The sequence below is a fragment of the Psychrobacter sp. M9-54-1 genome (genome assembly GCF_016613355.1).
Taxonomy (GTDB): domain Bacteria; phylum Pseudomonadota; class Gammaproteobacteria; order Pseudomonadales; family Moraxellaceae; genus Psychrobacter; species Psychrobacter faecalis.
This window is the reverse complement of the sequence record NZ_JADGFW010000046.1, coordinates 23,049-35,933: the sequence shown is the minus strand read 5'-3', so window position 1 is coordinate 35,933 and position 12,885 is coordinate 23,049. Positions and strand designations below refer to the sequence as shown.

Sequence of the window (12,885 nt, the reverse complement as noted above, 5' to 3'; positions counted from 1 at the left end):
CTGAGCTGTAACGATACTAGTAAAACGCTAAGTACGATTGCCCTTTAAATTATGCGCAATCATAGCCATAATGGTTTACATAGCTGTAAATTTAGCATCGTGCCTGTTTTACGGGTTTTCTTGCTTTGCATCATTCTTATTTTAGGAGAGATATTTTGACTCATTTATCATCGTCGCGTGCTGCCGCTCGTAGCGCTCACATGCTTCCAAAAGCCTTATTAGCCGTGGCAGTTGGGCTCGTACTTGTGAGCTGTAGTAAATCAGATAATGCCGCTACCGATGGCGCTGCGCCCAGTGCAGAAACGTTAAACCTGTATAACTGGTCGGAATATATGCCGCAAGAAATCCTCGATGGTTTTACTAAAGAGACCGGCATTCGGGTCAATTACACCACTTTTGACTCGAACGAAGCGATGTACGCTAAGCTTAAATTGCTTGATGATTCCAGCCAATACGATTTAGCGATTCCATCGACGTATTATGTGGAAAAAATGGCCAAAGAAGGACTGCTACAAGAGCTTGATAAATCCAAATTAAGCAACTTTAAAAATCTTGATACCTCCTTTACCAATACCAAGGTTGACCCAGAAAATAAATACTCGATTCCTTATATGTGGGGCAGCACCGGCCTTGCCATCAATGGCGAAGCGGTCGATCCTGCCACCGTAAATAGCTGGAATGACTTATGGCGTCCTGAGTATCAAGGTCAAGTGATGCTAATGAATGACATGCGCGAAGTGTTTGGCATGGCGCTATTGACCCTTGGCTATTCAGGTAATAGTAAAAATCCTGAGGAAATCAAAGCCGCTTACGAGAAGCTAACGACCTTGATGCCAAATGTGAAAACCTTCAACTCGGACGCCTCGCGCATGCCCTATATGGAAGGCGAAACCACGGTTGGTATGAGCTGGAATGGTGAAGCCATCATCGCCAATAACGAAGGCTTGACTAGCTTGGTGTATAAATACCCAACTGAAGGGGCTATTCTTTGGATGGATAACTTTGTTATTCCAAAAAACGCCAAACAAGTCGACGCAGCGCACAAATTTATTGATTATTTACTGCGTCCTGAGAACTCTAAAATCGTCAGTGAAGAGATTGGTTACGCCTCGCCGAATATGGCCGCGCGTGAGCTGATGCCAGAAGAGGTGCGCAACAATCCAACCATTTATCCAAGCAAAGAAGTATTGGCAAAAGCGGAGTTTCAAGAAGATGTCGGTGATGAAGCGTTGCAAGTTTATCAGCAGTATTGGGATAAGCTTAAAACAGGGCGTTAATTCTGTAAGTTAATACACATTTATTAATTGCTGTTTTAGATGCCTATTATCTATCCAAAAAACGCTGACTTTATAGAGTCAGCGTTTTTTATTTGTCTTTTATTTGGTTGCTATTTTTTATTTGGCTTTTATTTATAAGTGCAAATCGGTTTCGCTGCCTTTATGCTCGATACGGCGCTGCTCGCGGCGCTGATAGCGCAACCCAGAGGCAGCAAACCATTGCGGCTGGGTGGTTTGCAATAATTCACTAAGGCGCTGTAACTGTACTTGCAGCGTTTGGGTGAGCCAAAAATAGCCTTGCCACTCAAAGCCTAATTTCTCCACACTTGGATATTCTGATACCGCGATACGAGTAATCGGGCGAAACACTTCATCATTTGGACTGCGTAATACCGCCGCCATATGCTGCATCGCTTGGGTCAGTTCGTGCTGATAATGAATCAGTAAAATATGGTTTTCATCGTCAATTTCGATATTTGCCAAGCGCGGCGCCGCACTTAATAATAAATCAATCGTACCAATAATATTGCGATGGGTACGCTGAATGGTCTCTAGCGTTTCTTTATCAATGCCAGATTCGCTCGCTGTGGCGGCGATATGCGGGCGTACGGCAAGCAGGCGCTTATTGATTTTTTGTAGGGCTTTGACCAAAGATTTATTAACGGGTGTATCTGGTACAGCCGGATTTTTTGGGTAAATAATACTGGCTGAACTGGTCGCCTTACTATATTTAAAGGGTTTTGGTACTAAAATCTCGGCATCAATATGATTGCCTACCCCAGCGTATAAATTACCACAGGTTTCAAGGTTGCTGGCCAATAAAAACCGCCACATTAGCGTTGATTTCAGCGGTAAAATCAAGGTCGCAGCGACCGCAACCCCTGCGCCAAGTAAAATATTAATGGCGCGATACAGACCGTCTTGGGTGATATCACTATGGTCGGGGCTTGAGACAATCATCAGCATGGTAATACCCGTTAGCAGCCCGATATAGCCCAACTGCTTAACCGCTACGTAGCCAATAATACCGCTGATAATACCAATCAGCCCATAGTATAACCATAGCCAGCCGCCCGTATCTTGAATCAACCATAAAAAGCTCAGCCCGACCACCACGCCGAGCAAAGTGCCGAGTATGCGCTCTTTGGCCTTGGTATAAATCGCTCCTTGATATTGCAATAATCCCAATATCACAAACACGGTGATGGTCGTCCACTCGCCATGTGGCAAGTGGGTAAACTCATTTAACAACAGGGCAATAAGCACGGCCACGCCCAAACGTATGGCATGCAAAACATCGGCATGCTGATAGCGGGCGTAAGGCTCTACAAACGGCGCGGTAAATCGTTGCCAAAAAGTCGGTTTCACGCAGGGCGTCTCTTATAATGAATAAATAAAAAGTAGCTTAAATGATAACTGCTAGCTTAACCATTCATAAAGCAATTATCAAAAAAATAACGCCTTTTATCCCGTAAAGATAAAAGACGTCAACGTTATAAACATACAAAGGCGTGTCCTCATTTTAAAAATGATGAAAAAGCATATTTGGATTTGGCTATTAATAACTACCAATAGCCAAATACTAGACTTCTAAAAGCTAGACTTCTAAGAAATCCAAAATACCTTCTGCCGCTTCACGACCTTCCCAAATCGCCGTCACCACCAAATCAGAGCCGCGCACCATATCGCCACCGGCAAATATTTTTGGGTTGCTGGTTTGGAATTTAAAGGTTTGTTTTTCGGCGGCGACCACTCGACCCGAGCCGTCCATTGTGACTTGCTGACTGGCAAACCAATCGGCAGGGCTAGGACGGAAACCAAAGGCCAGAATAACCGCATCACACGGTATGATTTCTTCTGAGTTAGGAATGGGCTCAGGGTGGCGGCGACCATGACTGTCAGGCGTGCCCAAATGCGTGGTAATCACCTTAACCGCGTTTACCTTGCCATTTAAGCCAATGATTTCGGTCGGTTGACGATTGAATAAAAACTCAACGCCTTCTTCGCGCGCATTGACCACCTCACGGCGAGAGCCGGGCATATTTTCTTCGTCACGGCGATAAGCGCAAACCACTTGCTGCGCGCCTTGACGCACACTGCTACGGTTACAGTCCATCGCGGTATCACCGCCGCCTAGCACCACCACTTTTTTACCTTTTAAATCGATATAGTCTGCTGGATTTTTTTCCCAGTCATTGCAGCGATTGACGTTGGCTATCAGATAATCTAGCGCATCGTAGACGCCTTCTAGCTCTTCGCCTGCAAAGCCGCCGCGCATATAGGTATAAGTGCCCATGCCCATAAATACCGCATCGTACTCGCTTAACAACTCGTCAATACTGACGTCGCTGCCGATTTCGGTCTCTAAACGGAACTCCATGCCCATGCCTTCAAAAATGACACGGCGATTACGCATGACGTCTTTTTCCATTTTAAATTCTGGAATACCAAAGGTTAATAAACCGCCAATCTCAGGACGCTTATCAAAGATAACAGGTTTGACCCCATTTCTGACTAAGATATCGGCGCAGCCCAGTCCTGCAGGTCCTGCGCCAATAATAGCGACTTTTTTATCCGTCCAAACCACCTCGGACATATCAGGACGCCAGCCAAGGGCAAAAGCGGTGTCATTGATATACTTCTCAACATTGCCGATGGTGACCGCGCCAAAGCCATCGTTTAGCGTACAAGCGCCTTCACACAAGCGGTCTTGCGGGCAGACACGGCCACAAACTTCAGGCAACGTATTGGTTTGATGACACAATTCTGCTGCCTGAAATATTTGTCCCTCGCTTGCTAATTTAAGCCAGTTGGGAATGTAATTATGTACCGGACATTTCCACTCGCAGTATGGATTGCCGCACTCAAGGCAGCGGTGCGATTGCTGCGCTACTGATTCGCTATCGAACGGCTGATAAATTTCTACAAACTCTGTTGAGCGCGTAACGATGTCTTTTTTAATCGGCTCAAGGCGCGGTACATCTAAAAACTGAAAACTATTTTCTAAGCGTTTTGCCATGGTATTGTCTCTTTTATAGTGGGTAACGACAGCCAATATCTGCAGCCTAAATGAGGCAAATTTACGGATAGAGGCTGTCATTTACCTGCTGAAAACCTATGAATTAAACTGCTTGTAAACCTCTTACTGTCTCACTTATTGTGGGTCAGCCGTCGTGGTTTTAAGCAGGGTCGCAACGTTTGCCGCTTTGGGTTTCACCAAATAGAACTTACGCGCGTAATGCTCAAAGTCCGCTAAGATGGTTTGTCCCCACGCACTGCCCGTTTTATCAACATGGGTTTCAATCACTTGTTGCAAGTAAATACGATGACCTTCCATTTGCTCGCTTGAGATACGGTTTAAATCAATCAGTTCATGATTACAGCGGTCGAAAAAGTCACCATCCATATCGAGGACATAAGCAAAGCCGCCGGTCATGCCTGCGCCGAAATTCAGCCCCGTACGCCCAAGAACGGTAATGATGCCGCCGGTCATATACTCACAGCAATGGTCGCCCGTGCCTTCGATAACCGCATGAGCACCCGAATTACGGACGCCGAAACGCTCGCCTGCTGTACCCGCCGCATACAACTTGCCACCAGTTGCGCCATACAGACAAGTGTTGCCGATGATGGCGGTTTCATGCGTGGTGAAACTTGAATCTTGCGGTGGATAAATGACAATCTCACCGCCCGCCATGCCTTTACCAACATAGTCATTGGCATCGCCTTCTAGCTCAATATGCAAACCGCCTGCATTCCAGACCCCCAAACTCTGACCTGCGGTACCGTTTAGGTGCAGTTTAATGGGCCTATCACTCATACCAAGGTTGCCCCAGACCTGCGCAATCTCGCCAGAGATACGCGCGCCGATAGAGCGATCACAGTTGCCGACGGCATAGCTGAAATCGCCGCCGTTCCCTTGACGGATACTCAGCAGCATATCGTTAATCATTTGCTCAGCAAGCAAGCCTTTATCAAACGGCTCATTGCGCGCCACCTGACAAGTTTGCGCTTTGCCACTACTCGCTGGATGACTAAACAATAACGGCGTTAAATCCAAATGACGCTGCTTATCGGTATTGCCTTCTAATACGTCAAGCAAATCAGTGCGTCCGACCAGCTCTTCCATACTGCGTACACCGAGAGCGGCAAGCCATTCACGCGTTTCGGTTGCGACAAATTTAAAGAAGTTAATCAGCATTTCCGCTTCACCGATGAAATGCTCATCACGTAGCTGGGCTTTTTGGGTGGCAACGCCGGTTGGACAGTTATTAAGATGGCAAATCCGCAAGTATTTACAGCCAACGGCAATCATCGGCGTGGTGCCAAAACCAAAGCTTTCTGCCCCAAGAATTGCGGCTTTGACCACATCAAGACCCGTTTTTAGACCGCCATCGGTTTGAATACGAACTTTATCACGCAAGCCGTTGACCCGTAGCGATTGATGCGTTTCAGCAAGCCCCAGCTCCCACGGCGAGCCAGCATGATGGATGGACGAAAGTGGCGATGCTGCCGTACCGCCGTCATAACCTGAGATGGTAATTAGGTCAGCGTAGGCTTTTGCCACACCCGTCGCAATCGTACCAACGCCTGAACGCGAGACTAACTTGACCGAAACTAAGGCATCAGGATTGACTTGCTTGAGATCAAAAATAAGCTGCGCCAGATCCTCAATCGAATAAATATCATGATGCGGCGGCGGTGATATGAGCGTCACACCCGGCACTGAATAACGCAGTCGCGCAATCAAAGCATTGACCTTACCGCCTGGCAGCTGACCACCTTCACCCGGTTTTGCCCCTTGAGCAACCTTGATCTGCATAACCTCTGCTGAGCGCAAATAGGCAGGTGTGACCCCAAAACGACCAGAAGCGATTTGCTTGATTTTTGAGTTGCGCAAGGTGCCGTAACGGACAGGGTCTTCACCGCCCTCACCTGAGTTTGAGCGACCGCCAATGGTATTCATAGCAATAGCGATGGCTTCATGCGCTTCGGGTGACAATGCCCCTAAAGACATGCCAGCAGAATCAAAGCGGGATAAAATTGCTGAGATATCTTCAACCTCGTCTACTTCAAGCGGATTGTCGGTTTTAAGCTGTAATAAATCTCGCAAAGTGGCGACCGGACGGCTATTGACGATTTCTGCATACTGACGGTAATTGTCATAATTACCAGTTCGTACTGCCATATGTAGACTATTAATCACATCAGGGTTAAAGGCATGATATTCTTTATTAAAGACAAATTTTAATAAGCCACCTTGATCAAGTGGTGCACGACGCTTAAAGGCGTTAGCCGCGAGCTGCGCTTGATCTGCTGCCAAATCAGCAAAGGTTGCACCTTTAATACGACTTTGCACGCCTTTAAAACATAAGTTAACGACTTCTTCAGAAAGACCAACCGCTTCAAATAACTGCGCGCCGCGATACGAGACAATGGTAGAGATACCCATTTTTGATAAAATCTTCAGCAGACCTTTATCCAAGCCTTTACGGAAATTGACCCGCGCTTGAATCGGATCACCAAGCAGCTCACCCGTCGCAACCAAATCATCGATGACATCATAAGCAAGATACGGATACACACAGGTCGCACCAAAGCCAATCAGTACCGCTACTTGATGTGAGTCACGAGCTAGACCAGTCTCAATAATTAAATTGGCATCGGTACGAATACCTTGGGCAATCAGATAATGATGCACCGCACCTGTGACCATAATGGCGTTGGCCGGTAGTTTGTCGGCTGCGATATTCTTATCAGACAACACAATCAAAGTGTAACCCGCACGGATGCTGCTTGCCACTTGCTTACAAATGGCTTTAATAGCGGCTGCTAGCTCAAGATTGGCATCGTAGTTTAAGTCGATGCGCGCCATTTGAAACGCCGGATCAGCCAAATTTTCAAGCTGCTGCATTTTACTGGCTGATAAAACCGGCGACGATAAGATAATACGATGCGCGTCGCGTGCTGACGGCGCAAACACGTTGGTCTCGGCACCAAGACACGTCTGTAGCGACATCACAATGGACTCGCGCAATGGGTCAATCGGTGGATTGGTCACCTGCGCAAACTGCTGGCGGAAAAAGTCACCGACATGACGTATTTGCTGCGATAGCACCGCCATCGGCGTATCATCGCCCATCGAGCCGACGGGTTCTTGCGCGTTTTCGGCATTAGGACGAATGATTTCAGTGCGCTCTTCATTGGTGATGTGATACATTTTTTGCAAAGCTTTTAGCGGCTCACCGCGGCAGGCTTGGGCGGCAAGCATTTCTTCTAAGCGCTCATCATCACGAATACGCGTCGCTTCTTCGCGCAGCCATTTACGATACGGATGTGCTTTTTTCAGTAACGTCGCAATCGCTTTGGTATCCATAATTTGACCAGTCATGGTATCGATAACTAACATCTGACCGGGCCCAACGCGCCCTTTAGCAATCACATCTTTTGGCGCATAATCCCAAACGCCGACTTCTGAGGCCACCGTGATATAGCCGTTCTTGGTGGTCACCCAACGCGACGGCCGCAGACCATTACGGTCAAGCATACAGACCGCATAGCGACCGTCTTGAATCACTAGCCCTGCTGGGCCGTCCCACGCCTCCATATGCTGCGAGTAAAACTCATAAAACGCGCGCAAGTCCATATCCATGCTATCGACATTTTGCCAAGCGGGTGGTACTAGAATCGACATCGAGTGGAATAAACTCATACCGCCCGACATCAGCACCTCTAGCATATTATCTAAGCTTGATGAGTCTGAGCCGGTGCTATTAACCAATGGCGTTAGTTCGCTTAAATTGGGCAATTTATCAGATTTTAATTTTGGCGTGCGCGCTTCAGACCAGCTACGGTTGCCGGTGATGGTATTAAGCTCACCATTGTGCGCCAGATAGCGAAAAGGCTGTGCTAGGGGCCAACGCGGCAAGGTATTGGTTGAAAAACGCTGATGGAAGACCACGATATGCGAGGCCAAACGCGTATCTTGTAAGTCTAAAAAGAACGCTGGCAGGTCTGATGGCATGACCAAACCTTTATAGATAATGGTCTGACAGTTTAATGAACAAACATAAAATAACTCGTCATCATGCAGACGCTGTTCGGCTTTTTTACGGGCGACAAATAATTTGCGGTTAAAGTCATCGGCCGCTATCTCGTCTGGTGCATTGACAAATATCTGCTGAAAACCAGGTAATGTCTGACGCCCAATCTCACCAACGATACTTAAGTCAAGCGGTACATCGCGCCAGCCCGCCACTGCTAAACCTTGGGCGGCAATCTCTTCATTAAGCACCTGCTGACTATACTGCGCTTTTGTCTCATCCAAACTGACAAACACCATGCCAACGGCAAAATCAGCAGTCAGGGTAAAGCCTTGCTCAGCGGCTATATCGCTAAAAAATACCGTCGGCGTTGCCAGCAATAAACCGCAGCCATCGCCAGTCTTACCATCAGCTGCAACACCGCCGCGATGGGTCATACAACTTAGACTATGAATAGCTGTTTTTACCAAATCGTGACTGGCTTGGCCCTCGATATGAGCTATCAAACCAAAGCCGCAATTATCAGAGAAGTCATCTGGCGCCGCCAAATGCGTAGAGGAGGAAATCATTGACATAGCTTGTCCTTTTGAGTGAGCGGACGGCCTATACTTTCAATATGAAGTAGCAACCAAACTCCGCGGGCAGAACGGGCTAAATATATTCACATAAGCGGATTAACAAAGCGCAAGCGGAGAAAATAGTGCAAGCGTTTTGAGGGTGATAAAAATACTTATCACGACTCTCTTTATTTTATAACCATCACAGCGATTGATTTAACGTTACCGCTAAGACATCTATACCTAAATTCTTATCGGACTCTACTTACTTTTATGTCTGTTTTAACGGTTAAAAACTCAATATGAGCGGCGTAAACGTTAATAAAAACGGTGACGCCTTAACCCCTCCAATGGACAATAAGCAAAGCAGCTGATAAGAAAGTTATGGATAAATTGGCGATGAATAGGTTAAACCGCCGTCAAATATGAATATCAGACGCTCTACATTCAAGCGCCTTAACAATCCCAATCGGGATAAAATGAGGAGTTGCGCCACTTGCGATAAGCTTAAATAGGTAGCAAGTAGCAGCGCTTGAAACGACCATATCGAGGTATGAAATAACAATTTACGATAACTATACAGAACGTCGCCCTCAGTTATCTTAGTTAATGATGATTAAAAAATCTAGTCTTTTCTATCAACTCATACTCTAGTTTTTGTAAAAAAATATATTATTAAAGTCGTATTAATGACTAACTATTGAGAATAATTACTTATTCAAAGCCGCTCTTGTAAGCGTTACTAAGCTTTTTTAATAGTAAATAAATCGTTCACAAAAAAGCCCCTGCCATAAAATACGACAGGAGCGTTTATAAAACGGTATGCTCGGTGAAGTTAGTTACTTTTTTCCTCTATAAGCTCTTTGATGCTGTCATTATTGCCTTTTGAAGCGTTAGCATTAGCATTGGGGTTTTTACCAGCTGCGTTGGCATTGGGGTTTTTGCCAGCAGCGTTGGTATTTTTATTGGCGGCGTTACTATTTGCATTGGCGCTCGGTGGTTTAGGCGCTTCAACCACCGGCGGTTTTTTCGGTGCATTATTATTGCTTGAGCCATTATTTGTTGCATTGCCAGTGGTTGCTTCAGGCTTACGGTTAGTATCTGTAGAGGAGTGCGTGGTCGTTGGTTGTCCTTCGATCTCGACCGTCCGCTCTTCATTGACAATCAAAGTGTCAGAAGTATCATCTGACTGACGTATGCTTTCATTAGCGCCATCTTGTGCGCCGCGATTGGCATTATTATTTACCATTTGGCCATTACTGTCATCAGACGTTTGTGTCTGTTGACGTACTGGTACTTCGCGTTTGGTTGGGCGCAAGTTTACATTGCGCGTGCGCTTGGTGCTCAAGTCCTTAACCGGATCCGGACGTTCATAATTATCGATGATACTGACGTAACGATTGATCTCTTCAGGTAAGACGCGTACATTTGCAGGTAGTTTAAAATCTATCAATTTCGCGGCACCGACCGCCTCTTGTGGACTGCTCATCAGCCCGTAAGTCAGCATATAACGTACCTGCTCATTTTCATCGAGGTAGCGGAAATAAGCGAACTTATCGCGATCTTCTCGGCTTTCTAAATAGCTGACAATGACATCATTTTCAGCGACATTCATCACCTGCACTGTCCACTTGCCTTTGTTAGCGAGCAGATAACGCTTGTCTTTAAACTCATCAGGATAGCTGCGTAAGTCTTTAACCGTGGTATCAAAACTAATCGGCTGCACGTCTGTATCGAGCTCATGCAAAGACTCTATCTTTAGCGGCTGCTCAAGCTCAGCGGTTGAGGTTTGTGGCGCTGAAATTGGCTCATTCTCAATCTTAGCACCCATCGCTGGCGTTTGGCTAAACATCCAAACTAAGGCGGTAAACACGCCCAATAGCAGGGTTGCTATCAGCCAGATCAGTGCTTGACGGCGATATTTCTGCCCAGCTGTGCGAGTCGTCGAGCGTGATGCTGCCATGGAGAGGTCCTTGGAAAAGGGTACTTGTAAAAAGATACTTATAAAAGAGTTTTATATAATAATGGTCTTAAAAAAATAATGGTTAAAATGATTATTTTAAGCGTTTAACGATTATATATTAACTGATAAATTAAACGTGCTACTTACCTACTGAATACTTCACGAGCTTGTACTATTGATGCTGCGACAAAACTTCGGTCAAAAGCTTGGCATCAAAATCATTGGTCAATACCGCTTTACCTAATGATTTTAACAAAATAAGGCGGATTTGTCCGTGTTTGACTTTTTTATCATGACCCATCAAACCTAAAGCCGTTTGTACGTCAATAGCGGGCGGCGTAATCGGCAAATCTGCCAAGGTGAGTACGCGTTTAATACGCTCAACGTCCGCAGTTGTTAACCAGCCAAGCTTTTGCGACAGCTCAGCCGCTTGCACCATGCCAGCCGCGACCGCCTCGCCATGTAGCCAATTACCGTAGCCTTGATGGGTTTCAATCACATGGCCAAAAGTATGACCGAAGTTTAACAAAGCGCGTACGCCGGACTCTCTTTCGTCTTGGGCGACGATATCGGCTTTATATTGACAGCAGCGGTTCACTGCCTCGCCAAGTACGGCTAAATCTAACGCCATCATCGCTGGTAGATTGTGCTCAAGCCACGTCAAAAACTCTGCATCCATAATCAGCGCGTACTTGATGACTTCTGCCAAGCCTGCCGATAGCTCACGCGCGGGTAAGGTTTTTAGCGTGCTCATATCGGCAAGCACCATTTGCGGCTGCCAAAATGCGCCTATCATGTTTTTACCTTGCGGATGATTGATGCCGGTCTTGCCGCCGACGCTCGAATCCACCTGTGATAACAGAGTGGTTGGGATTTGAATAAAATTGACCCCACGCATAAAGCTTGCCGCGGCAAATCCTGTCATGTCGCCGACCACGCCGCCACCAAGCGCGATTAAGGTCACATCACGGTTAAAATGCTCTGCCATCAGCGCATCATAGATCTGGTTAATACTGGTCTGGTTTTTATACTGCTCACCATCTGGCAGCACACAAACCTTGACCGTAAACTGCGCTTCAAGCTCATCCTGTAGAGCCTTTAAATATAAAGGCGCAACCGTCTTATTGGTGACGATAAGGACTTGATGACCGGTAATATAAGGCGCGATTTGACTTGCCATGCTGCTTTTTTTAGGGCTAATGGCATTACTATCTTCAGTAATAATAATAGGGTAATCATGACTTTTCGTCTGTACTGTTAAGTTGGCATGAAACAGTGGCGTTGCCATGAAAATCTCCTTAAGTATGAGGATTGAATTAAATTGAGCGGCGTTGTTTATTAAACTTTTTCTTATTGATCTTCTTGATGTGCTGAGCTAATAGAAGTTGAGGCACAAAATGCGTCTAGTTGCTGCAATAACTGATTGACCATATGGCGAGGATAGGTATGGCCGGTCGGCATAATAATATGCGCCACTTGCCGATATAAGGGGTCGCGAGCGCTGTATAAATCTTGCAATATTTTTCTAGGATTCGGTTGTTGTAATAATGGTCGCGACTTATCTTTGGCAGTACGCGCCATTTGCACGTCCACCGGAGCATTGAGATAGACGACGATACCACGTTCATGAAGAAATGCTCGGTTTTCAGGGGCCATTACCGCACCGCCGCCGGTTGCTAAGACAATTTGTGTTTGCTGCGTCAGCTCATCAATGGCGCGCGTCTCCCGTTCGCGAAAGCCCGCTTCGCCTTCTTTGGCGAATATCCAAGCAATATCTGCGCCGGTTTGTGACTCAATATACCAATCACTGTCTACAAACGAGCGTCCTAACTGCTTAGCAAGCAATCTGCCAATGGTGGTCTTTCCCGCTCCCATCGGCCCCACTAGAAATACCGACGGTAATTCCTCAACCATAATACGCACTCAGCTAAATTAGGTATGATACAACGTCATGGATATTCTGGCTAGTAACGTGTATTGATTATTGTCAGTAAAATCTAAGCAATTACGAAAATCAGCCATAAAAAAAGCAAGCGTTGCTGCTT

General features: G+C 46.3%; 7 protein-coding genes. 1 reads left to right on the top strand and 6 read right to left on the bottom strand.

Annotation, left to right across the window (positions count from 1 at the left end; translation table 11 throughout):
* The first annotated feature begins 155 nt into the window (after positions 1–155).
* On the top strand, positions 156–1,277 hold the full coding sequence (locus IQ457_RS13110; protein ID WP_200663837.1) for an ABC transporter substrate-binding protein: 1,122 nt from the start codon (positions 156–158) through the stop codon (positions 1,275–1,277).
* Positions 1,278–1,409: 132 nt separating this feature from the next.
* Here IQ457_RS13110 and IQ457_RS13105 read toward each other — a convergent pair whose 3' ends face one another.
* The 6 genes from IQ457_RS13105 to aroK all read right to left on the bottom strand — a co-directional run bounded on the left by IQ457_RS13105 (position 1,410) and on the right by aroK (position 12,754).
* Positions 1,410–2,645, bottom strand: a complete 1,236-nt coding sequence (locus tag IQ457_RS13105) for an FUSC family protein (protein WP_200663836.1) — start codon at positions 2,643–2,645, stop codon at positions 1,410–1,412.
* Between the two features lie 229 nt (positions 2,646–2,874).
* Positions 2,875–4,296 carry an FAD-dependent oxidoreductase gene (locus tag IQ457_RS13100; RefSeq protein ID WP_200663857.1) on the bottom strand — a complete coding sequence of 474 codons (1,422 nt, stop codon included), beginning with the start codon at positions 4,294–4,296 and terminating at the stop codon, positions 2,875–2,877.
* 135 nt (positions 4,297–4,431) lie between these two features.
* A complete protein-coding gene (gene gltB, locus IQ457_RS13095) occupies positions 4,432–8,895 on the bottom strand; it encodes a glutamate synthase large subunit (protein ID WP_200663835.1) in 4,464 nt (1,487 codons plus the stop codon).
* An 817-nt stretch (positions 8,896–9,712) separates the two neighbouring features.
* A complete protein-coding gene (locus IQ457_RS13090; RefSeq protein ID WP_200663834.1) occupies positions 9,713–10,840 on the bottom strand; it encodes a hypothetical protein in 1,128 nt (375 codons plus the stop codon).
* A 172-nt stretch (positions 10,841–11,012) separates the two neighbouring features.
* Positions 11,013–12,128, bottom strand: a complete 1,116-nt coding sequence (gene aroB, locus IQ457_RS13085; RefSeq protein ID WP_200663833.1) for a 3-dehydroquinate synthase — start codon at positions 12,126–12,128, stop codon at positions 11,013–11,015.
* Positions 12,129–12,190: 62 nt separating this feature from the next.
* Positions 12,191–12,754 carry a shikimate kinase AroK gene (gene aroK / locus IQ457_RS13080; RefSeq protein ID WP_200663832.1) on the bottom strand — a complete coding sequence of 188 codons (564 nt, stop codon included), beginning with the start codon at positions 12,752–12,754 and terminating at the stop codon, positions 12,191–12,193.
* Between the last annotated feature and the right edge of the window lie 131 nt (positions 12,755–12,885).